The 22,749-nt window shown below is 52.5% G+C and carries 23 protein-coding genes; 16 read left to right on the top strand and 7 right to left on the bottom strand.

All coding sequences use genetic code 11. The features are described 5' to 3' along the window. Positions 1-75: 75 nt before the first annotated feature. Genes ubiB through BLP53_RS03325 form a run of 4 tightly spaced genes read right to left on the bottom strand, consistent with a single transcriptional unit; the run spans position 76 to position 3,373 of the window. Positions 76-1,623: a ubiquinone biosynthesis regulatory protein kinase UbiB gene (ubiB, locus tag BLP53_RS03340; protein WP_091469886.1), complete on the bottom strand. Its 1,548-nt coding sequence runs from the start codon at positions 1,621-1,623 to the stop codon at positions 76-78. 2 nt (positions 1,624-1,625) lie between these two features. After that, positions 1,626-2,219 (bottom strand): ubiquinone biosynthesis accessory factor UbiJ, encoded by a 594-nt coding sequence (locus BLP53_RS03335; RefSeq protein WP_091469882.1) that lies wholly within the window; start codon positions 2,217-2,219, stop codon positions 1,626-1,628. A gap of 3 nt (positions 2,220-2,222) precedes the next feature. Beyond that, positions 2,223-2,990: a bifunctional demethylmenaquinone methyltransferase/2-methoxy-6-polyprenyl-1,4-benzoquinol methylase UbiE gene (gene ubiE / locus BLP53_RS03330; protein ID WP_091469879.1), complete on the bottom strand. Its 768-nt coding sequence runs from the start codon at positions 2,988-2,990 to the stop codon at positions 2,223-2,225. Positions 2,991-2,992: 2 nt separating this feature from the next. Continuing rightward, positions 2,993-3,373: a gamma-butyrobetaine hydroxylase family protein gene (locus BLP53_RS03325; protein ID WP_091469875.1), complete on the bottom strand. Its 381-nt coding sequence runs from the start codon at positions 3,371-3,373 to the stop codon at positions 2,993-2,995. A 234-nt stretch (positions 3,374-3,607) separates the two neighbouring features. On the opposite strand from BLP53_RS03325, the gene BLP53_RS03320 reads away from it, so the two are divergent. Then, positions 3,608-5,563 carry a dynamin family protein gene (locus tag BLP53_RS03320; RefSeq protein ID WP_091469872.1) on the top strand — a complete coding sequence of 652 codons (1,956 nt, stop codon included), beginning with the start codon at positions 3,608-3,610 and terminating at the stop codon, positions 5,561-5,563. Between the two features lie 61 nt (positions 5,564-5,624). Here BLP53_RS03320 and rpoH read toward each other — a convergent pair whose 3' ends face one another. Continuing rightward, complete coding sequence (gene rpoH / locus BLP53_RS03315; protein ID WP_176755207.1) at positions 5,625-6,482, bottom strand: RNA polymerase sigma factor RpoH; 858 nt, start codon at positions 6,480-6,482, stop codon at positions 5,625-5,627. A gap of 342 nt (positions 6,483-6,824) precedes the next feature. Here rpoH and BLP53_RS03310 point away from each other — a divergent pair, with 342 nt between their 5' ends. The 13 genes from BLP53_RS03310 to BLP53_RS03250 all read left to right on the top strand — a co-directional run bounded on the left by BLP53_RS03310 (position 6,825) and on the right by BLP53_RS03250 (position 18,717). Continuing rightward, complete coding sequence (locus BLP53_RS03310) at positions 6,825-7,973, top strand: GGDEF domain-containing protein (RefSeq protein WP_091469866.1); 1,149 nt, start codon at positions 6,825-6,827, stop codon at positions 7,971-7,973. A gap of 278 nt (positions 7,974-8,251) precedes the next feature. Continuing rightward, complete coding sequence (locus BLP53_RS03305) at positions 8,252-8,446, top strand: Flp family type IVb pilin (protein ID WP_091469862.1); 195 nt, start codon at positions 8,252-8,254, stop codon at positions 8,444-8,446. A gap of 47 nt (positions 8,447-8,493) precedes the next feature. Continuing rightward, positions 8,494-8,949 (top strand): prepilin peptidase, encoded by a 456-nt coding sequence (locus BLP53_RS03300; protein ID WP_091469859.1) that lies wholly within the window; start codon positions 8,494-8,496, stop codon positions 8,947-8,949. Beyond that, complete coding sequence (locus BLP53_RS03295) at positions 8,946-9,431, top strand: TadE/TadG family type IV pilus assembly protein (protein ID WP_091469856.1); 486 nt, start codon at positions 8,946-8,948, stop codon at positions 9,429-9,431. Before BLP53_RS03300 ends, BLP53_RS03295 begins: the two co-directional genes overlap by 4 nt. Positions 9,432-9,459: 28 nt before the next feature. Continuing rightward, on the top strand, positions 9,460-10,407 hold the full coding sequence (cpaB, locus tag BLP53_RS03290) for a Flp pilus assembly protein CpaB (protein WP_091469854.1): 948 nt from the start codon (positions 9,460-9,462) through the stop codon (positions 10,405-10,407). 23 nt (positions 10,408-10,430) lie between these two features. Beyond that, complete coding sequence (locus BLP53_RS03285) at positions 10,431-11,798, top strand: type II and III secretion system protein family protein (protein WP_091469851.1); 1,368 nt, start codon at positions 10,431-10,433, stop codon at positions 11,796-11,798. Positions 11,799-11,805: 7 nt separating this feature from the next. Next, positions 11,806-13,014: a CpaE/TadZ family protein gene (locus tag BLP53_RS03280; RefSeq protein ID WP_091469847.1), complete on the top strand. Its 1,209-nt coding sequence runs from the start codon at positions 11,806-11,808 to the stop codon at positions 13,012-13,014. A gap of 3 nt (positions 13,015-13,017) precedes the next feature. Next, positions 13,018-14,307, top strand: a complete 1,290-nt coding sequence (locus BLP53_RS03275; protein ID WP_281202856.1) for a TadA family conjugal transfer-associated ATPase — start codon at positions 13,018-13,020, stop codon at positions 14,305-14,307. After that, the gene (locus BLP53_RS03270) at positions 14,307-15,224 is read left to right on the top strand and encodes a type II secretion system F family protein (RefSeq protein WP_091469843.1); all 918 of its coding nucleotides are present in this window, start codon (positions 14,307-14,309) and stop codon (positions 15,222-15,224) included. The genes BLP53_RS03275 and BLP53_RS03270 overlap by 1 nt, the downstream gene beginning before the upstream one ends. A gap of 2 nt (positions 15,225-15,226) precedes the next feature. Next, a complete protein-coding gene (locus BLP53_RS03265; RefSeq protein ID WP_091469840.1) occupies positions 15,227-16,141 on the top strand; it encodes a type II secretion system F family protein in 915 nt (304 codons plus the stop codon). Next, positions 16,138-16,824 carry a tetratricopeptide repeat protein gene (locus BLP53_RS03260; RefSeq protein WP_091469836.1) on the top strand — a complete coding sequence of 229 codons (687 nt, stop codon included), beginning with the start codon at positions 16,138-16,140 and terminating at the stop codon, positions 16,822-16,824. Before BLP53_RS03265 ends, BLP53_RS03260 begins: the two co-directional genes overlap by 4 nt. Positions 16,825-16,841: 17 nt before the next feature. Next, positions 16,842-17,111 (top strand): DUF3613 domain-containing protein, encoded by a 270-nt coding sequence (locus tag BLP53_RS03255; RefSeq protein WP_091469833.1) that lies wholly within the window; start codon positions 16,842-16,844, stop codon positions 17,109-17,111. After that, complete coding sequence (locus BLP53_RS03250) at positions 17,089-18,717, top strand: pilus assembly protein TadG-related protein (protein WP_091469829.1); 1,629 nt, start codon at positions 17,089-17,091, stop codon at positions 18,715-18,717. Before BLP53_RS03255 ends, BLP53_RS03250 begins: the two co-directional genes overlap by 23 nt. Before the next feature lie 105 nt (positions 18,718-18,822). On the opposite strand, the gene BLP53_RS03245 is transcribed toward BLP53_RS03250, so the two are convergent. Further along, a complete protein-coding gene (locus BLP53_RS03245; RefSeq protein ID WP_091469825.1) occupies positions 18,823-19,245 on the bottom strand; it encodes a hypothetical protein in 423 nt (140 codons plus the stop codon). Positions 19,246-19,492: 247 nt separating this feature from the next. Beyond that, positions 19,493-20,113 carry a hypothetical protein gene (locus BLP53_RS03240; RefSeq protein WP_091469820.1) on the bottom strand — a complete coding sequence of 207 codons (621 nt, stop codon included), beginning with the start codon at positions 20,111-20,113 and terminating at the stop codon, positions 19,493-19,495. A gap of 161 nt (positions 20,114-20,274) precedes the next feature. Between BLP53_RS03240 and BLP53_RS03235 the strand changes: the two genes are divergently transcribed. Both BLP53_RS03235 and fmdA read left to right on the top strand, forming a co-directional pair. After that, positions 20,275-21,444: a porin family protein gene (locus tag BLP53_RS03235; RefSeq protein ID WP_091469816.1), complete on the top strand. Its 1,170-nt coding sequence runs from the start codon at positions 20,275-20,277 to the stop codon at positions 21,442-21,444. Between the two features lie 56 nt (positions 21,445-21,500). Next, the gene (gene fmdA, locus BLP53_RS03230; protein WP_091469813.1) at positions 21,501-22,724 is read left to right on the top strand and encodes a formamidase; all 1,224 of its coding nucleotides are present in this window, start codon (positions 21,501-21,503) and stop codon (positions 22,722-22,724) included. Positions 22,725-22,749 lie beyond the last annotated feature (25 nt).

Genomic DNA, 22,749 nt, shown 5'->3' with positions numbered 1-22,749 from the left:
CATGGGGCTTTCTTCGTTTTTGAAAATAAAAAAGCCTGAAATTCAGGCTTTTTAATACCCTCAGGCGAGGAAGCATCAACTATAGAAGAGTAAACACAGGCCAGCTGATTGTAATAACACCAGCAGAATGACCGCAGCAATCAGCCATTTCTGCGCACGCGCCTGTTTTTTCTGGGTGGCCAGCATGGCATCAATACGGTTTTGCTGCAAGCTGGCTTCATTGCGATGGCGCAGATATTGCTCAAATAAACGCGGCATTTCCGCTGCGTGCGACAGGATATAAGGCAACTCGTGCCTGGCGGACTTGAACAGGCTGCGCCAGCCGATCTGTTCACTCATCCAGCGCTTGAGAAAGGGTTTGGCGCTTTGCCACAAGTCAATATTCGGGTCCAGTTCACGCCCCAATCCCTCAATATTGAGCAGGGTTTTTTGCAGCATGATCAGTTGTGGCTGGATGTTGACGCCAAAACGGCGCGACATCTGGAACAGGCTGAGCAGGGTGCGGCCAAATGAAATATCCTTGAGCGGTTTTTCGAAAATAGGCTCGCAAATCGCGCGTACCGCTGTCTCCAGCGCCTCCACATTGGTTTCTGCGGGGACCCAGCCTGACTCGATGTGCGCCACGGCGACATCACGGTAATCACGGTTGAAGAAAGCCAGGAAGTTGCGCGCCAGGTAGTATTGGTCAGTCGGCGACAGGCTGCCCATGATGCCGAAATCCAGTGCGATGAATTTGCCTTTGTCCGGCCCTTCCGTCACTACCTGGATATTGCCGGGATGCATGTCGGCATGGAAAAAACCATCACGGAACACCTGGGTAAAAAATATTTCCACGCCTTCATGCGCCAGTGTTGTGAGGTTGATCCCCGCGGCTTTCAGGCTTGCTGTCTGGCGTACCGGCGTGCCAAACATGCGTTGCATGGTCATCACTTGCTTACGTGAGTAGTCCCAGTACACGCTGGGTACCAGCAGGCGCTTGTCGCTGAAGTTACGGCCCAGTTGCGCACATTGGGCAGCTTCCAGGGTTAAGTCCAGTTCATGCTCGGTGTGGCGGGCGAATTCATCAATCATCTCATCCGGTTTCAGCCGGCGGCCTTCTCTGGAAAACGTTTTCACCCACCAGGCCAGTGTACGCAGCAACGCGATGTCACGATGTATGATGGCGGCAATGCCGGGCCGCAAGACTTTCACGGCGACCTGTTCACCGGTATGCAGTGTGGCAAAGTGCACCTGGGCCACCGAGGCACTGGCTACCGGTAGCGGGTTAAATTCGGCATAGATTGTACTGAATGGCGAATTAAAGGCCTCAGCCAGAATCAGCTCGACCTGGGCAAACGCAAACGGCGGTACCTGGTCTTGCAGTTTGGTCAGTTCATCGGCCACGTCAGGTGGCAGCAGGTCGCGCCGGGTGGACAGCATTTGCCCGAACTTGATGAAAATAGGTCCCAGTTTTTCTAGCGCCAGCCTTAAGCGAATGGCGCGTTGCTGCGGCGCACTGCGCCAGAAAAGCAGCCCATTAAGCAGGTGGTTCAGCGGGCGGGACTGCCCATCCCGCACAAAGAAAATATCCAGCCGGTACCAGAGGAGGACGCCGATAATATGAAAAAAACGGAACCAGTGCATGTTTATCGACTTTCCGGGGATGTATGGGCTGCCAGTAGTTTTTCCATCCGTTGTTGCAAGCGGTCAGTATCTTCGCGCAGCTGGTCAACAGCCTGGTTGAATTGTTCAATACCGGACTTTTTGGCGATCAGCGGCTGCTCTTCCTGCCAGTATTCCACCAGCATTTCCCCCAGGTTTTTTGCATTATCCTGTAGCCGTTTGAGTCTGTGCTGGCCCAGTTGCACCACTTGGTAAGCGGCAATATCGCCAACCACTTTACTCAGGTCATCTTCCACATCCCAGCGGATGGCGGACAGGATTTTGCCTACCTCAATGCCCAATGCCGTATCCCCATCAATTTTAACCAGGTTGGACGCCAGCGGATCTTTACGCAGCAGGCGCATGACGAGGCTGGGCGGTAAATGGATGGTGGCATCTGCACTGGCAGAATCTGCTGCGACAGCCAGTTCACCGTTTTGTAAAATCGTCAGCGGGATCTGGGCAACCTTGAAATCCAGGCGGATGGTCTGGTTGGCATACGGTTGCAGCAGGGGGGCTGTCCAGTGGTTTTGCTGCATCAAGTGTTGCAGCACAAATTGCATCAGGGGTTTAAACATACCTTAGATTTTAACGCCTTTGTGTAACGCAACCACGCCTGCCGTGAGGTTATAGTAGTCCACTTTGGCAAAACCGGCTTCATACATCATTTGCTTCAGGGTTTCCTGGTCAGGATGCATGCGTATGCTTTCTGCCAGGTAGCGGTAACTCGGTTCGTCGTTGGCAATCCATTTGCCCAGTTTGGGCAGCAGCTTGAAGGAGTAGGCATCATAGAGCTTTTCCAGGGGCTGCCAGACTTTGGAGAATTCCAGCACCAGCAACCGCCCGCCAGGCTTCAGTACCCGTTGCATTTCGCGCAGGGCGGCGTCTTTGTGGGTCATATTGCGCAAGCCGAACGCCACGATGACGCAGTCGAAGGTTTCATCGGCAAACGGCAGCGTTTCGGCATTGCATTGAGCGGCAGGAATATTCAGCCCGTCGTCTATCAGGCGGTCGCGACCGACACCCAGCATGGAGGCATTGATATCGGTCAGGATCACCTGGCCAGGATTGTGTGCCGATTGCGTACCGACCTTCCTGGCAAATAGCCTGGACAAGTCGCCGCTGCCACCGGCAATGTCCAGTACCTTGTCGCCCTGGCCCACACCACTGACATCGACCGCAAAACGTTTCCATAAGCGGTGCAATCCGGCGGACATCACATCATTCATGATGTTGTATTTTTGTGCCACGGAATGGAAGACTTCACCGACTTTTTTCTGTTTGTCCTGCTCGGCGACTGTTTCAAAGCCAAAGTGAGTGGTTTTGTCCTGCTCGGTGTTATGTTGCATGTCTATGAGGCGTCCTTGCGCGTATGGCCGGCCATGGTCAGCTTGGTGATGTAGTCCTGCCACAGACTTTCATAATGCTGTGCCAGGTAATACAGATAGTCCCATGAATACAGGCCGGTATCATGACCATCGTCAAATATCAGTTTAATGGCGTAGCGGCCAACTGGTTCAATACCGGTAATATTGATTTGCTCTTTACCCGTTTGCAGTACTTCCTGGCCTGCACCATGACCACGCACTTCGGCAGAAGGGGAGTAAACACGCAGGAACTCACATGACAGCATGCATTCAGTCTGGTTATCGAAATGAATTTCCAGCAGGCGCGACCCTTGATGCAGCTGAATCAGGGTAGGCACAGGAGACTCTGGAGAAAGGCCACTCATAGGATTGAAGAACGTCGGATATCGGTCGTTACTGATAGATGCACATGATAGCAGATGACAGCAGGCTGCGCATAAGTGCATAAATGCCTAATCTTAGGATTGATAATTCATTTTACTTGTGAATTAATGGCTATACCTACATGATTTATTTGAACTTTTGGTAAATCATGCTAGATTAGCGAAAAACACAGGCAATCCCACGCAGGTTACCGGATAATTATATAAGCAGGCCTTATGGAAAATAACAGACTGGCACAACAATTTGATTTGTATACGCGCTGGCGGGAGACAATCGCTGATGTTCTGGGGGAATATCAACGATGGTTAGGCGATAAGCAACTCAGCGATGTGCAACTTGAAGAGCGTATCCAGCAACAACTCAACCGTTTGCGTGAGGATAAGCTGAACGTCGCATTTGTCGCGGAGTTCTCCCGTGGGAAGTCCGAGCTCATTAACGCCATCTTCTTCTCTGATTATGGCCATCGTTTACTGCCTTCCGGTGCCGGCCGGACGACCATGTGTCCTACCGAGTTACGGTATGACACAGGCAAACCGGTCAGTTTGTCACTGTTGCCGATAGAAAGCAGTGCCAGCCAGATGTCCATCAGTGAATATCGCCGCATGCCGCAGGCCTGGTCTGTGGTCGAATTTGATGCGCATTCGCGGGAAAGCATGGTGGAAGCATTCAAGGAAGTCAGCCGCACCCGCCGTGTCACGCGTGAAGAGGCGCAAACGCTGGGCTTGTATCATCCGGACCATGCTGATGATGACATGCTGATCGGCCAGGATGGCCTGATGGAAATCCCATGCTGGCGCTATGCCGTGATTAATTTCCCGCATGCTCTGCTCAAGCAGGGTCTGGTGATTCTGGATACCCCGGGACTGAACGCGATTGGTGCTGAGCCCGAGTTGACCATGAGCATGTTGCCTAATGCACATGTAGTGCTATTTATCCTCGGCGCCGATACCGGTGTGACCAAGTCGGAAATGGAAGTCTGGCGCCGTTATATCAGCGGTGCACGCTGGAAACAAAAAGGGCGCATGGCTGTGCTCAACAAAATTGATGGCTTGTGGGATCCATTGAAAACCGACGATGAAATCCAGGTCGAACTTTATCATCAGTTGCAGAACACTGCCGAGTTACTGGGGCTTTCGCGTGACCAGATTTTGCCGACATCAGCACAAAAGGGCTTGCTGGCCAAAGTCACAGGCGATCACCAGTTATTGCAGAAAAGCCGCTTGCTGCAACTGGAAAAAAATCTTTCTGACGAATTGATCCCTGCCAAGCAGGAAATTGTGCGCGAAAGTATACACAGTGAAGTCGACGACATGATGCACCAGACACGCAATACCCTGGAGGCACGGTTGCAGGGTGTACTGGAGCAGGCCGATGAATTGCGCTGTTTGCAAGGTAAAAACGAGGATGTGATTGCGCAAATGATGCGCAAGGTCAAACAGGACAAAGTCAACTTCGAAGTGGGCTTGCAGCGGTACCAGGCCTTGCGTAGCGTATTTTCGGTGCAATCCCACCAGTTGTTCCATCATCTGGGGATGCCCGCACTCAAAAACAAAGTGCGGGAAACACGCGATAACATGATGAAGGCGGCATTTACCAAAACCATGCGCCAAGCCATGGATGATTTTTTCAGTGACCTGAAGCGTCGCATGATGGATGCTGACGTGCACGTACTTGAAATCAAGAAAATGATGGAAGCCATGTATGAGAAGTTCTCCAAAGAGCATGGCCTGCTGCAAAAAACGCCACCACCATTTTCGACGTCACGCTATCTCAAGGCATTGAATAAACTGGAAGGGATTTACCGCGATCAGTTCAACACCACATTTAACATGATTGCGCATGAAAAACTCACCCTGACCAGCAAGTTCTTTGAGACGCTGGCCAGTCATGTGGTGCTGGAATATGAGGCGGCGAACCGCGATGCAGAGAGCTGGCTGAAAGCCGTGATTGCCCCTATGGAAAGCCAGATGCGCGAGCACCATATGCAACTCAAGCGTCGTGTGGAAAGTATCAAGCGTATTTACCAGGCGACCGATACGCTGGAAGAGCGTATTGCAGACCTGGAGCGCGTGGAGTTTGCGATCCGTCAGCAACTGGCGGAACTGGAGCAGCTGAAAGGTAAGACATTACAGGCATTGCTGCATGAGGAAGTGATTGTACAGGCGGCTTGACCCGCCCGGAATACTGAGGCAGTGAACTAGAAACAGAAACGGGAGCCCAGGCTCCCGTTTTTTATGATTTTCTTTCCAGCATGTAAGTCTTGATTTTCTGCATTGCTTTCTGCTCAATCTGCCGGATACGCTCGGCAGAAACACTGAACTCCGCTGCCAGTTCGTGCAGTGTTGCGACGTTACCTTCGGTCAACCAGCGTGCCTGTAATACGCGGCGACTACGGTCATCCAGCTGTTGCAGCGCCATGTTCAGGCCTTCGGTCTGCCTATGCTCTGTCTGCAGGTTTTCCAGTAAGGTGGAGGGTTCCGGACCTTCATCCTCCAGGTAAGCGATCGGGCTGTACACCTCTTCGCCATCCTCATCCACGTGCGCATCCAGGGAAATTTCCTGACCGTTTAAACGGTATTCCATTTCGATCACTTCTTCCGGTTTTACGTTCAACTCGGTAGCGATGCGATGTACATCATCCGGGCTTAATGTCTCAAAACCCTGTTTCATGCTGCGCAAATTGAAGAACAATTTGCGCTGCGCCTTGGTGGTCGCCGTTTTCACCAGGCGCCAGTTACGCACAATATATTCATGGATTTCGGCTTTAATCCAGTGCATGGCAAAGGACACCAGGCGCACGCCGCGTTCAGGGTCAAAGCGTTTGACCGCTTTCATCAGGCCGATGTTACCTTCCTGGATCAGGTCAGCTTGTGGCAAGCCATAGCCGCTATAGCCACGCGCGATGCTGGCGACTAGGCGCAAATGCGACACAATCAGCGCACGTGCAGATTCAAGGTCACCGCTTTGTTTCAGGCGCGTGGCATGGTCATACTCTTCTTCAGCGGTCAGGACTGGGAACTGCTTGATCGTTCGCAGGTATTTGTCCAGGCTATCAGCCGATGAAATGACAGGTAAATTGAAAGCGTTAATGGTAAAGCTCCTTATATTAAGAAGATTTCAATCTGATTTTAGCACTCAATGGGTGAGAGTGCCAGCCTGAATGAAAGTTCCGGGATAGGAAAATAATTCCTGCATAAGCATACCGGGAGTACAGTCAATCGAATAGCTGAATATGCATATTGAATGCAGCTATTGCCGGTTTTTGATAGTTTTAAATATCGTTAAATCTTATGATTTGCTCTTAATCTTCACAAAGAACTGTACACGGTTCGGGGCAAGGTGTACGCTATCTTCGTACTTATAAAAGCCATCATTAATTGAAGATGGTTGAGTCGCCAGCGACTGCAATTCCGTACAGGAACAGGATCTAAATTGGTTAATAAAATAAGAGAAAGTGCCATCAAGACTCTGGAATTTAATCCGCATGATCTTGCATGTGAAGAGTTACGCCACGTTTACCGGGGCAAAAGCAGCGGCAAGCTGATTGTGTTGTTTAGTGGCTTTGTAGCCGCTGCCATGTTGGCCTGGGATATGGGAGAACTATATGCCGGTGCCTGGTATATATGGTTACTGCTCGCACATGGGTGGCACTGGAGGCTGGGCCGTCCGGATTTCCTTTCTGCTAATGCCAGTATCGAGCTGGTGCGCATCAATCGCCATGTCATGGCGGCTGCCATTGCCGGGCTGGGTTGGGGGGCGCTCTCAATTGCCCTGCCATTGCTGAGCCGCCCGGGCAAAGCTGCCATCCTGATTATCATGCTGATCGCCGTTATCATGGCAATGCCGCGCCTGGTGGTGTTTTTACCTGTTTTCTTTGCCTTTGCCACGGGGGTGTTCGCCCCTCTTTTGCTCATGACACCATTCCTGGATTTTGAAACCCAGCACATGGTGCTGGTGATGCTGCTGGTAGTCGGGGCAACATTGTGGGCATCGGCGCGGGAGGTCCGCAAGATCCTGATTGATGTGCTGCTGAAGCAGGTGTCGTCAGAACAGGCCTCCTGGGAGGATAAACTGACCGGGATCGGAAACCGGCGCAGTTTTGATGTCAGCCTGGCAACGACCTGGGCGCAGGCATCCCGTGCCAAGGTGCCGCTTTCATTAATAATGGTGGATGTGGATTTCTTCAAAAAATTCAATGATGCCTATGGCCATCAGGCAGGCGATGATTGCCTGCGGCAGGTTGCTGCAGCCCTGGATGGTTGCGCGCGCCGGGCGGGCGACGTTGTCACCCGTTACGGAGGTGAGGAGTTCGCTGTCGTGCTGTTTCACACATCGTTGAACGAAGCACAGAATATTGGTGAAAACATGCTGGCGGCCGTGCGTAAACTCGGCATCAGGCATGAGCAATCCTCACACGAAATCGTTACTATCTCTATCGGTATCGCCACGGTCGTCCCCACGGTTGAACGTGATATGCACCAGTTGATAGAGGCGGCGGATAAATCTCTTTACTGTGCCAAAGAACGTGGGCGTAATCGCGCTGAGTGGCAAATGTTGAGCCACGCGTCAGCGGTCGGATAAAAGTGTCGCTGACGCTTGAGGAAATTTATACAATGCTGCCGAAAATTGTCACAGATTAACCAACCATTGCGATTGGGTTGCTCTGTCTTGAGCAAACATGGCACAAGGGAAACGATTAAAAGTGAAGAAAAATCAATTGCTTAGTTTTTTATAGCTAGTTATTTCCAGTGAGCGGTAGATTGGTACGTTAGTTGCTAGATTTAGCGGTAAGGCTCTGATTTTTAATCAGAATCGCAAGTGAACTGGCTGTAAGTGTTTTTAATAAAAAGGGGATTCACATGAGCAATATAATTAAAGCAGCGATTAAAAAATTCGTGCGCAATGAGGAGGGTGCCAGCGGCATTGAGTATGCGCTGGTTGCTGCCATGGTGGCACTTGTATTGGTAGCGCTCATTCCTGATATCAGTGGTGCTGTTAAAGGTATCTTTGGCAAAATTGAAACCGCATTAACCACTGCTAATACTGCTAATTAGGTAGCTGCCGTGGATTATTGATCGGATGACATCATTGGATGTAGCGCATGACCATCGCAAAAATGATTGTGGCAGCTTGGTGCTTGAGTGTCAGCCTGGCTGATCTATATGCCAGACGTCTTCCGAACCTGCTGACATTGGGCATGTGTCTGCTGGCAATAGGCTGGTTGCTGGTGACCGGACATGCCATGCTGGGAGCGTCCTGGCAATCGGTCATGCTGAGCGCACTGGTCAGCCTGTTATTGACTTTGCCCGCTTATGTGGGTCGATGGCTGGGAGCCGGGGACGTCAAGCTGTTACTGGCAATTGCTTTACTTGGTGGCAATGAGATCATGCTGATTACATTTGTGATTGCCGCTATCCTGGCAGCGTTATTCTGTATGGCCACCTTCTGTTTTACTCAATCAAGCATGCCTTCCCCGAGGTCCAAAAGATGGATTCCATTTGGTGCAGCTTTAGGTGTTGGATTGCTATGTGTCATCAGCACCGGGAGCGGCACATGACAAGCAAGCGCATGAGTGACCTGTTGCGGTCAAAACCTCAAAAAGGAGCGGTAGCGATTGAATTTGCCATGCTGTTTCTGCTTTTTTTCGGCTTGTTTTACGCCATGGTGAGTTATGCGGTTGTGATGTTGATGCAGTCTGCCTTTGTGCATGCGGCTGAAGAAGGGGCGCGGGCAGCCATTGCCGTCGACCGGCTGGCTTATGCCAATAATGCAGCATACCTGGGTAATGGTGTGGACCCTCAAGTGCGGCGCGTGGTGGGTAATGCGCTGGGTTGGTTGCCTGCCAAACCCCGGGGAAAAGTGTTGGGTACTGGCGGCAATGGCGTGCAATTGAGCATGAATGGCAATCAGCTCACTGTACGGGTCGTGTATAGCAATTATGCCAGCGACCCTGTGTTACCAATGCTGATTCTTCCTGTGATTGGACAGATTCCTAAGGTGCCTGCTGATTTGGCAGGCGTGGCGGTGGTGGAGCTTTGAAGCGTTTTAAAGAACGGATGATGGCATCATGAACAGTACGTTCCTGCGTGTATTGGCGGTATTGATGGTGGCTGCTGCGCTGGTGACAGGCTATCTGGGGTACCGCATCAGCCAGAAGCCTGAGGAAAAGGTAGAGGTGGTCATGCCATCCTATCCACAAGTGGTTGCGCGCAACGATATTGCCGTAGCTCATGTGCTAACGGCAGAAGATCTGGAACTCACAACCACACAGCAACTGGACCCGCAGGCCTTTAGTGACCTGCAGAACCTGTTAGGTAAGGCGCCTGTCATGGCGATAGGGAAAGGGGAGCCGCTCAAGGTTGCACATTTTCCTGTGAATAGTTTACTGGGGCAGGCGCTTGCTCCCCATGAGCGCGCGGTTGCGATTAAGGTAAATGAAGTCATCGGGGTTGGCGGATTTATCCAGCCCGGCGACCATGTCGATGTGCTGCTGTATCTGCGCACTGATCGCGAAACTGGCGATGTGAGCTCTGCCCAGGTGGTACTCGCCAATGTGAAGGTGCTTGCTTACGGAGCACTTATCGGTGAAACAGATTCCGGAAAGCGTGATGAATCAGCCTCTTCCGTCCCGGCCAAGCTCGGGAGCGACAATAGTCAGTCAGGGTCTAAAAATGCCAGGGACAGTCGCTCCGCTATCCTGGCTGTTGCTGAGCAGGATGTTGCAAAACTGATGCTGGCCGATAGCACCGGGATATTACGCCTGGCTTTGCGGGATGGCGTACCAGAGGCTACATCAGAGGCAAGTGCATCTGTAGTGGCAGACAATCATTTTATCCGCCTTGGGGATATTTCCCGGTCATCAGCCCAATCTCTTTCCAGCGCGGGTGCCAGCACCAGCACGCCAGCGCCGGCCAAGGTTGTCGCGAAGAAGCGCCCGGGTACTTCTGCGGCGAAACGTGAGCGTGTCATTATTCATCACGGCGAAAAGACAGAAGTCGTCAACGTCTCAAAATAATCATCAGAAAGCCAGAGTGACGCATGTGGAATTTAAAATATCTCCGGTTAATGCTCTTCGCCTGTAGCAGTAGTTTTTTTCTGTTTGCACAGGCTGAAAGTACGGATACCTTGAATCTGGTGGTTGGTGCGCAACAGGTGTATGTGCATGCCGCACCGGTCAAGCGTGTTGCGATCGGGAGCCCGGATATTGTGGGTATGACCATGCTGACTTCCCACAATATCCTGCTGACCGGCAAGCAGGCAGGCACGACTGAGATTGCCATCTGGGAGAGTGAAAAAGCAGCGCTGCCCGCAAAGCGCATCAAAGTGGCCGTGAGTGTGAGTACTGCACTGGAAAAGCAACGCCTGCAATTTTCAAAAACGATCAAATTGCTACCGGCCGGTAACCAGGTGGCCATTGCCGGCGAGGTCGAGTCTCTGGAAGAGCATGCGTTAGCCCGCCAGGCGATTGATAAAAGCGCGACAGTACCCATGGATGCTACCGTGAGCAGTTTTGATAACCAGGTACAGATTGATATCAAGGTGGTGGAAGTCAGCCGGAAAAACATGATGCGTGCCGGTTTCTTCCTGGGTAAAAACAGAGGGAATGCTACTTTTGCCCTGGGCTCTCCCGGCAGCCTGGGTGGCGCTACTTTTGACGATGGGGGCTTAAATGGTGGTTTTTCCCTTAATAGCTCATCGGGATTTTTACCTAACGCCAGTGCATTCAACTTTCTGGCAGGTAATGCAAGCCGCGGTTTGCTCGGTGCATTGAGTATCCTTGAAAACAACGGTTTTGCCTATACGCTGGCAGAGCCAAGCCTGACGGCTATTTCCGGGCAGAGTGCCAGTTTTCTCGCCGGGGGCGAGTTTCCCATCCCGATTCAATCGGGTGCTGGCGGATTAGGGGCCGTGACCATTCGCTATAAGGAATATGGCGTGCGCCTGATGTTGACGCCCACAGTACTGGATACCAACAGGATTTTCCTCAAGGTTTCGCCTGAGGTCAGCGAGATAGATTTCTCCAATGCGGTACAAAGTGGAGGAGTGGCGGTGCCTGGCCTCCGGGTGCGAAGAACCGATACCAGTGTGTCACTTGGCGATGGCGAAAGCTTTGTGATCAGCGGGCTGGTCAGCCGTAATACCCTGCAAAACGTGGACAAGTTTCCCGGCCTGGGGAATTTGCCGGTGATTGGTGCCTTTTTCCGCTCCACCCGGTTTGACCTTGAAGATAAGGAGTTGCTGATGATAGTGACACCGCATCTGATACGGCCGATCGCCAGGAATGCAGAGATGCCTGCATTACCCGGTGGGAACCTGCACGAATACAGCCCCAGTTTTAGTGATTTGTTTTTCCAGACAGGGACCAAGCCGGATACCGGCATCCCGGTAACCGGTTTTTCGAGGTGATGAAGAAATGAGTGAACGTAACTGCTTTATTGCCATCACGCAGAGTCTGGAATGCCAGCAATGGCTCACCCAGTCGCTTAAGGATGAGGGGGAGGTGATTCCAGCCGATGCGCCCACGGTAGATCACGTGGTGCAACTTTCGGATGCCATTGGGACGTCTGCCATTTTTATACAGTTGAATCCGTCCGATTATCGGCAAGAGGCTTTACTGATAGAAGGCGTGATTGCGGCCAAGCCTTTTTTACCGGTCATCGTGGTCGCCGATGCTTTTGACCAGAATCTGCTGCTGACCGTGATCCGGCTGGGAGTTCGTGACTTTATCAAAATCGGCACACGGTCAAGCGAAGTGGTGGCCGAAGTCAGGCGCCTGATTCCACGCGATGCGGCGCACCAGGCCGCACAGCCGGACCGCCGGGGCAAGATTACTGCAGTGATCAGTGCGCGGCCAGGGAGTGATTCACCCATGTTAGCGTTACATCTTGCCCTGGCATTCCAGGAGCAGGAGCCCACCCTATTGCTCGACCTGGGTGTACCACATGGGGATGCCATGAGCTACCTTGGCCTGACCTCTTCTTATAGTTTTATTGATGCTATCCGCAGCCTGCGGAGGATAGACTCCACGTTGATCCAGACCGGATTTGGCAAACATAAAAGTGGTCTCACCGTGCTTTCCATGCCGGAAGATCCCTGGGTTGGTGCTCAATTCACTGCTGCGGATATCAGTGTGCTTTTACGCAGCTTGCGTCGTCACTTCCCCAGGATTGTCGTGAATCTGGGGGGGATGGTTGGCTCGGATTTCCTGCTGCTGTTATTAGGTAATGTCGACCAGATGGTGCTATTGGTTGAGCAGAGTGTCCCTAGCTGCCGGCAGAATATGCAGCTCATCAAGCATCTGAGGGAAGAGAAAGTGCTGTTGAGTAGCGCCGGGGTGGTCGTGGATCGCTACCTGTCAAAAATGCCACCTGATGCCGAGAGCATTGCCCAGTCTTTTGGTTTGGCATTGCTGGCTACTTTGCCTCCTTCCGGCATGGCACGCCTGGCCACCATGAATTCGGGTGAAAGCATGTTTGAGCTATCTCCCCATGATCCATACAGCTTAAGTGTACGCAAGCTGGCTGAAAAATTATTGGACACTTCCCCTTCTTATACCAGCAAGAAGTCTGGCCTGTTGTACTGGCTGACGACGCTAATGACGGCAAACAGAGGGAAAGCCTAAAAGATGATGATGACTTTCCGGCTAAATACATTGGATGATGGACTGCAGCAAATAGATGATGGGCTGCAGCAAGCGCAGGACTACCAGGAACTCAAGTTCCAGCTACACCAGCACCTGATTGGCGAAATTGAGCGTGACCATCTCGGCCTGCCGGATCTTGCTCGTGCTGAAATAGCGGCCTATGTGCGGGAAAAAGTCATTGCTTATGTCGCAGACCGCCACCTGCCCATCAGTGGCTATGACCTGGAAAACCTGGTGGAAGAGGTGGTGGATGAACTGGCGGGATATGGCCCGCTGGAAAGCCTGATCAAGGATGACCGGATTAATGACATTCTGGTCAATGGCCCGAAAAGAGTATTTATAGAGCGGGACGGACGGCTGGAAATGACCACCTTGCGGTTCATTGATGATGAACATGTCTTGCGTGTGATTCGCCGTATCCTTGCGCACCTGGGGCGCCGGATTGATGAAGCCAGTCCCATGGTGGATGCGCGCCTGCCGGATGGTAGCCGGGTGAACGCTATTATCCCGCCACTGGCGCTGGATGGTCCCTGCCTGTCGATTCGCAAGTTCCGTAAGCAACCTTTGCTTTCGGGGGACTTGCTGCAATATGGCACGTTGGACAATGAGATGCTACAGTTCCTGACTGCTGCCGTTGAACGGCGTTGCAACCTCATTGTGAGTGGCGGTACCGGCGCCGGCAAGACCACGCTATTGAATGTCCTGAGCCGGTTCATTCCCCATGGTGAGCGCATTGTCACCATTGAGGATGCGGCCGAGTTGCAACTGGAACACGACCACGTTGTCCGGCTTGAAACCCGGCCATCCAATATTGATGGCAGCGGCGAAATTACCGCCCGCGAGCTGGTGAAAAACTCATTGCGCATGCGACCTGACCGCATCGTGCTGGGTGAAGTCCGTGGCGAAGAGGTGATGGATGTGCTTCAGGCCATGAATACCGGACATGATGGCTGTATGAGTACGGTGCATGCAAACAGCCCTGAGGATGCCATGTTGCGCTTCGAAATGCTGGCAGGGTTGGCCAGGTTCCAGGGCACGGAAAGCACATTGCGTAAAATGATTGCGGCCGCCATTGAGTTGGTGGTGCAAATCGCCCGCATGCCCAACGGGCAGCGCAAAGTCGTGTCGATTACCGAGGTGGCCGGTGTACGGGATGGTCAATTTGTCCTGAATGAACTCTATGCTTATGATGCGGCTGGCGGGCATTTTTCCCATTCCGGTGTGAGACCCTGTAACAAGAAATTGCAGGATCTATTATTCAGGAGACTCTGATGAGGATGCTGACGGTATCATTCATTGTGGGCGGAATAGGGATGCTGCTGTTAGCCACCTGGATGTTCAGGCAGAGCAAGAAAGCGAGATTCAGGGAGCGCATGCTGCATAATTTCAGAACCGTGCTGCCTTGTGGCATGGCTGTACCTGGAAATGCCTCTGACACCCCTACCTCTTTCTGGCGTTTACTTAAGGTGCGCGCTTCCATTTATGCCGGATTTGAGTTGCGGAAAAAACATGCCATTATCCTCCCGGCGGTATTGATCATCATTGGCCTTGCCGGCTGGTTACTCTATGGCGCAATAGGCGCCTTCCTGATTTGTGGTACTACCCTGTTTGTTTTCGGTTTTTTGCTACCATACAGCCGTTTACGCCGGCGCCGTGCACAAATCGTTGCCCAGATCCCGCTTTTTATTGATCAGGTATTACGTAGCCTGAGTACCGGGCGTAGCCTGGAAAGCGCCATCCGGTTTGCATCAAATGAGGCATTGCCCCCGTTACGGTATATCCTGGGACGGGTGATCCGTGCAGCAGACCTGGGCGCGGACATGGTGGAAAGCCTGACCGAAGTGGCTAAACTCCACAATTTGCGTGAACTTAACCTGATTGCGTTATCCATGCGCATCAGCAATAACTACGGCAGTAGTCCGCGTGACATGCTGGATAGTATCGTGAAAATGGTGCGCCAGCAGGAACTGGCCCGCCGGGAACTGGCAGCCATGACTGGCGAAACAAGAATGACTGCCTGGGTACTCGGATTGACGCCTATCGTAATCGCGGCTTATATCATGGTGATGAACCCCAGTTACCTCAGCTTGTTATTGCAGGATGCATCCGGGCAGACCATGTTGATGAGCGCATTGATCCTGCAAGGAGTGGGAGCACTCATACTTTGGCGGATGTTGAGGAGTGTCTGACGATGAATATGCTGTGGACAGTCACTATTTTTCTCATGCTGCTGGCAGCCGCGCTTCTCTTTTACAGCGCCCGGGATAGTCACCCCAGGCATATCCAGCGGCGTTTCCGTGAAGCCTTGCAACAAGAGGGTATCCATATCTCAGCCAAATTCGGGCCGCTGGATCTGGAAGAAACCCTGCAGGAAATACTGGACAAGATTTCCCGCAGTGAACGGGAAGAAATACAGCGTTTGCTGATACAGGCCGGCTGGCCTGGCGCCAGGGCAACATTCATTTTCCTGTTACTGGCGTGGGGGTTGCCGGTCGTGCTTGGTTTTGCTGCGGCATGTTATGCCCTATTGCAGCAGGATGCCTGGATGCAGGTATTTTTCCATCTGTTCTTTGTGTTTGCCGCCACATTTGTGCTGATTCGCCGGTTATTACGCTGGAAAGCGCAGAAGCGGCGTGAGGCTATCAGTAAAGAAGTCATTCCATTCTTGCATTTGCTGCGCATGCTGTTTGAAGCTGGCCTGTCCATGGAACATATTCTGCTGATCATTGAAAAACAGGGACGGGACCTGATTCCCAACCTTGCTGATGAATTGCAGTTGGTGACCAAGCGTATACAAACCGGCCAGGATCGTGCTGATGCCCTGGTTGAAATGACCATCCCGCTGGAAGTGCCGGAACTGAACGACACGATTGCCATGCTTAAACAGGTGACGCGCTATGGCGGCAATATCCGGGAGTCCCTGGCTGAATACACCATACTGGTGGAACAGCGCCAGATATCAGTGTTGCGCGAATATGTGAGCAAATTATCCGCCAAGATGTCGATTGTCATGATGTTGTTCCTGTTTCCTGCCCTGATGGCCTTCCTGGCCGGGCCGGGATTTATCGGGCTGGCCAACGCGTTGAAAGGAGTGGGTGGCTTATGAGAGGAATCACACTAGGGATGGTACTCGCATGGATGCTGCTGCATCACATCCCACATGCGATTGCCGCTGATACATCCACCAGTACCGGGCGTGAAAGCCGGGTGGCAGATAAACCATGCGCGGAAGTTTCTGCCGAAGAGGCGGCAAAACTGGGCCTGATCCGGCAAATGCTGGCAGAGGGAAAACCTCATGCGGCCCTTGCGCACCTTGATGCCGCCCGCATCAAAAGCGAACAGGCCGAGTTGCTCCGGGCGAATGCCTTGCGCCAAACCGGGCGTGGGGGGCAGGCACAGGCTATTTACGAACAGTTAACTAGCAGCTGTGTATCCGGTCACGCTTACCGCGGGCTAGGGCTTATTGCCAGTCATGCGGGAAACCTGCAGGCATCCCTGCGTTATCTTGAGACAGCCAGCCGTGCATTGCCAACGGACCATACTATCCGCAATGATCATGGTTATGTATTGATGCAGGCAGGGGATTACGAACTTGCCCTGCATGAATTCCTGACCGCGCTGGAACTGGCACCGGATTACCGGCAGGCGGCCAATAATCTTGTCCTGCTGCTTTACCGCCAGGGAGACATTCCCAGGGCTGAAGCATTCGCAAAACAGTTCGGGATAGTGGCAGAAGAAATGCAGCAATTACAGCAGTTGGCACAAGACAACCCGCGGGCAATGCCCTGATACCGCAAGGAGGCTCCATGAAATATATTCTTCTTCTGATGCTAAGCGGCTTTTTAAGCCTGAGCAACGCCATGGCAGATGAGCAGCCGGCTACGTCGCCGGCAGAAGGCAAAGCGCTATCGCCCACGCAACAATGGCTGGAGCTGCAACGCTCGGGAAAATCTGCTTCTTCCCATCCGCAACCGATTTCCGGCGAAGTGATGGACAGCGTGCACAAGCGCTACCTGAAGAGCTTTGAGAAACCCATCCCGGAGTTGTACGAGCGTGAGACATCCACCACGCACTAGAGGCCAATTCCAGCGCGGGGCCATCGGCCTCGTTGGCGTGCTTGTGCTGCTGCTGGCTGTGCTGTTGACTGCCCTGGTGGTCGATAGCGGGCGTCTGTGGATGCAAAAAAAGCAATTACAATCCATCGCGGATATGTCGGCTATCAGTGCTGCACGCCATCTTGGCTGCAATGCGACTTTGCAGAACGTCATGCAAATGGCACAAGTGGCTGCGACCAATAACGGTTTCAGCGGACAGCTTTCTGCTGCGCCTAATCAGGTATTGCTGGGAAAGCTGGAAACCGTACAGGGAATACGGCAGTTTACTGCCGATGGCAGCCATGACGCAGTGTATGTCCGGACCACAAGGGAAGTACCTGGGAGCCTGATGGCTGGTGGGTTGCTTGGTCACACGGTGATCCTGCGCGCAGAGGCTGTATCGGTTGCGGATCCACTATTGGCCGCTTTCAGTGCCGGCAGTTTTACTGCCAGCCTCAGTAGTGAACAATCTACACTGCTGAACAAACTCTTGGGCGGCATGCTGGGGGCACCTCTTAATCTGGATGTGCTGACCTATCGCGGCATCGCCAATACCAGAATTACATTGCAGGACATCCTGGCGGTATCCGGCCAGGTCGGTACATTACAAGGCTTGCTGAATACGGATATGCAAGTGGGGGACTTGTTGGCGTTGTTTGCGAATGCGGCAAACCAGAGCGGTGTGGCGGACTTGCAAATAGTCGCTGCGATGCAAACGATAGCGAACCTTGCTGTGAACCAGGCAAGCGTCAGGCTGGGCGACATACTGGCCGTGACCACTCCGGATGCCAGCGCTGCCGCTACGGTAGGCCTGAATGCACTGTCATTGATCTCGACAACCGCCATGGTTGCCAATGGCCAGCATGCGCTGACTATTCCGCTGGCGATTAATATCCCTTCAATCACCAGTATCAATGCGCAAGTGACCATTGTTGAACCACCCCAGCTTGCCATTGGCCCTGCGGCAGGCGAGGGGGCGTTATGTACCACGGTCCGGACGGCGCAGGTCAGGGCGAAGGTCGGCGTGCTGGTCAATATTCCTTTGCTGGCGAGTATTGACCTTGCGCTCGGCGCTGAAGTTGCCCCAGGTTCTGCCGGGTTGCGCACCATAGTGCAGGATGATGGGGAGTCAGAAGTCACCATAGAGGCCAAGCCTGGCATTGCTGCGCTGGTATTGTCCAATAACGACGGTACAGGGCTGGCACGCATTTCAACGTTACTGGGCCTTCCGCTTGCCAGCATCGGATTGAACCTGCCATTGCAGCCGGCCAATGCCCAAACGCTGGAATATACAGTGGAAAATCCGGTGAGGAATCACCTGCCACAAACCCAGTCGGTTGCCAGTCCGCTGGGTAGCAGCCTGGGCAATGCGCTGGCGCAACCGAATTTACTGAACGTGACACTGCTGGGGATTCTGGACCTGGGGATTGTCAGTAATGTCGTCTCTACGATTATCAGTCCGTTATTGTCCGAAATAGGGCGGGTCCTACTGGATCCGCTACTCAATTTATTAGGGATTCGTGTAGGCGGAATGGATATTACCCTGGAGGATGTGCAGTATCGCCAGGAGAAACCGTTAGTCATATAAATATCTACTGCTGGATAACGGATGTTGTTGTCAATCAGGATGCGGCAATCTTGCCGATTGCCGCAGCAGGCTGGCGTAGCCCGGGAATTGCGCTACGCCGGTGAATCAATAATGGCCGTTTCCGCGTCCATGACCTTCGTGCCTGCCATGATCTCCGTGGTTGCCATGAGGGTGGCCGCGATGGCCTTTTGTGGCACGGGCGTTATAGCGTGGTGCGTAGACGTTCTGATACCAGTTATCCTGTACGAAGTATACCTGCCGACCACATGCGCCATAATTGCCGCAATAATGCGCCCATTCCTGCATATGGCCAGGGGGTACGCGCAGGTATAAGGGTGGTTGTACCACGGCAACTGCTGGCGGCTGGATAATCACTGGCTGGGGATACACAAGCTGGGGTGCGGGATAGGCGTTACCAAGCACAATCTGCCCGTAAAAACCTGGTTGCCCGATGGTGACTGCAACGCCGTCTGCCATGGCGGTTGCAGACATTGCCATCAGTAATACACCCATCGCTAATTTTTTCATTATTGCCTTCTTTCATTCAAATGGAACATGCGGTGCCTATTATAAACACGTGGAAATTTCACGCGTTTGCGCATACTAAAAAAATGTTCAGGCACATGCCAGCCTCATGATTCTGATAGCCATGTCAGAATATGCTGACAATACGGCTGGGTATGACACGCTTTCTCAAGGGCCAGGTCCGGAATTTCAATAGGGGAAAAGACACTGCTCGGTCAAAGCCGTGTCTTGCGCATGTTTAGCCATAGACTTACTTCAGGTTCCTGATCGCCATCCACCCCAAATCATGCATGCACACGACAAACGCCCGCCTGAACGTTTGGGTTTGATAGTCCGGTAAATAGTCAGGGCCCAGTTTCTTTTCGCAGGATAGCTGGTCTTGTTTTAACTGTTGCGGGAAGGCGCCCATTTTCCACCACGAGTTAATCGCATATTCGACATCCGGGCCATCGTTAATGGTAGAGCGATTGACCGGATCCGTTTTTTCTTCCTTACTGGCTCTGGTATCAGCGGTTGGTATCTCGACAGGGGCTGTATTTTTAGCTGTTGTATGTGATTGTGTATTTTTTGCAACAACAGGCGCTGCTTTTTTCTCCTGTTTCCCTGGCGCCACTTCAATGAAGGGGCTGGGTTTGCTGATGATTTCCTGGTGATTATCCTTAACATCAATGGTCGCAAACAGCGGGTCCATTGCATCGACTTCGGGTTTTTGCCAGCCATGTTCAGCCAGGCAAGCGGCGAGCTGGTCACCGCTGCCGCGGCAAGCCTGGTGCGCCCTGTCTATATCCTGCTGCGAACCGCCACGCTTGTAAGAAAGCTCGCCGCAAGCCGCTAATAAAGCTATCAAAATGAAGTAAGTCAAAAAACGCATTGCGGCTCCTATTCCGAAATTGTTATGTGCAGTCTAGCGATGTTTGGCGATGCCTATCACTACGCAATTTGACGTATTTGTCCACTCCCTCCCTCTCGGTAATCTGGCTGCAAGTTTTGATTGATTGTGATTTTTAAATTTAACGAGAAAGGGAGTTTTTGATGAAGAACTTGAATAGATATGCCTTGCATACGGCGGTCATCATGGCATGTGGCCTGGGTGCGCAATTGGCAAATGCGGGTGCCACCATCAGCTTTGGTGAAGACAAGTATATCAGTGCTGGTTTCGGTTTTATCACCAGCTACTCATCAGTGGAAGATGCAGCCGCCAACGGTAAAGACCGCTCCAATGACTTTGTGCTGGATAGTGCCCGTTTGTATTTGTCAGGTTCTTTCAACAAATATATCAAGGGTATGCTGAATACTGAGAAATCCGGTGGCGGCAGTGATGTTGGCAGCAACGTTGAAGTGATTGATGCCAACGTACAGTTTCAGCTGACACCTGAAGTGGCGATCTGGGCCGGGCGTTTCCTTTCTCCAAGTGATCGCTCCAACATGGCAGGCCCTTACTACTCCATGGGTGGTGGTTACTGGAACGGGATTGCTTCACGCTATGGCTGGAACGGCGGTGTGATTGGCCGCGACGAAGGTGTGGCTATGGTCACCAGCTTCCTGGAAGATCACCTGGCCGTATCATTTGGTGCCTTTGAAGGTGACAACATTTTCCGCTTTAGCGGTGTGGGCGCGCAATCCGAAGCGGCAGGTAGCAAAGACAAGCTGATGTATGCAGGTCGCGTACAGTATGACTTCTGGGATGCCGAACCGGGTTATTACGGTACCGGTAGCTACTTCGGTGCCAAGGATATTCTCGCCATTGGTATTGCTGGTCGCTACAAGCAAGACGGTGTGGTGAGTGGCCTGGGGACGGTGGGTGATTACACCTCATACAGTGTCGATTTCCTGCTGGAGAAGAAAGATGTTGGCCCTGGCACATTCTCGGTTGAAGCGGCTTACTACGACTACGACACTGACAATGCCATTCTGGCCGAACAGGGTAAAGCCTATTCCGCTGCGGTTGGTTATCTGTTCCAGCAAGAAATCGGTTGGGGAAAATTCAAACCATTTATCCGCTATCAGAAGTTTGATGCAGATGGTACGACCACCGCGGCAACCAACGTCCGCACTTCAGCAGATACCAAGCAATATGAAATTGGTGCCAGCTATGTGATCGCACCATACAACGCAATGATTACCGCAACCTACGGCAAAACAGATTATTCAGCTGCTTCTGATACTAATTTCGTCAAAGTCGCCTTGCAGATGCAATTCTAATCAACAGCTTATAACCCTTTCTCACCCAACTTTATCTTAATTAGGAGATGAGTGTAATGAAAACAATAGTGAAACTGGATCTGGATAAAAAGCCATGGGAACAAGACGGTCAGATTCATAACCGTTGGCATCCGGACTTGCCGATGATTGCCATGGTCAAACCTGGCGATGAGTTCCGTGTCGAGTGTATGGACTGGACTGGCGGCCAGATCGGCAACAACGACAGTGCCAACGATATCCGTGACGTGGACCTGACCCAGGTGCACTACCTGAGCGGCCCGATCGGTGTCGAAGGCGCCGAGCCAGGTGACCTGATGGTGGTAGAGATTCTCGATGTGGGTACCTTTGATGACCAGCAATGGGGCTTTAATGGCCTGTTTGCCAAAGAAAATGGCGGCGGTTTCCTGACTGACCATTTCCCTGAAGCAAGCAAATCGATCTGGGATTTCCACGGCGTGTATACCACCTCCCGTCATGTGCCGAAAGTACGTTACGCCGGCATCATGCACCCGGGTTTGATCGGTTGCCTGCCATCACGCGAGTTGCTGGAAAAATGGAATGAGCGTGAAGCGGCGCTGATCGCCACCGACCCTGACCGTGTGCCGGCGCTGGCACTGCCACCAGAGCCACAATCAGCCGTGATGGGCAAGCTGACTGGCGATGCTGCCAAACAGGCGGCGCTGGAAGGTGCACGTACCGTGCCGCCACGTGACCACGGTGGTAACTGTGATATCAAGAACCTGACCAAAGGCTCCAAAGTGTACTTCCCGGTCTATGTGAAAGATGGCGGCCTCTCCATGGGTGACCTGCACTTCTCGCAGGGCGATGGCGAGATCACCTTCTGCGGCGCGATTGAAATGGCCGGTTACCTGGATATCAAGGTCAGCCTGATTAAGGACGGCGTGAAGAAATACGGTATCAAGAACCCGATCTTCCAACCAAGCCCGATCACACCGACTTACCGTGATTATGTGATTTTTGAAGGTATTTCAGTGGATGAAGCCGGCAAGCAACATTACCTGGATGTCCATGTGGCCTACCGCCAGGCTTGCCTGAACGCGATCGAGTACCTGAAGAAATTTGGTTACAGCGGTGAGCAGGCGGTGGCGATTCTTGGGACTGCACCGGTAGAAGGGCATATCAGCGGCATCGTCGATATTCCTAATGCCTGCGCTACCTTGTGGATACCGACCGAGATCTTCGAGTTTGATATCCGGCCGAATGCCGACGGGCCGAAGATCATGGTGCCGCCAGGCATTGATGTGGCGCCATCGACTTAAACCGGGTTTAACAAGAAAAACGTTT

Source organism: Methylophilus rhizosphaerae, assembly GCF_900100975.1.
Taxonomy (GTDB): Bacteria; Pseudomonadota; Gammaproteobacteria; order Burkholderiales; family Methylophilaceae; genus Methylophilus; species Methylophilus rhizosphaerae.
This window is presented reverse-complemented; position numbering and strand designations above follow the sequence as displayed.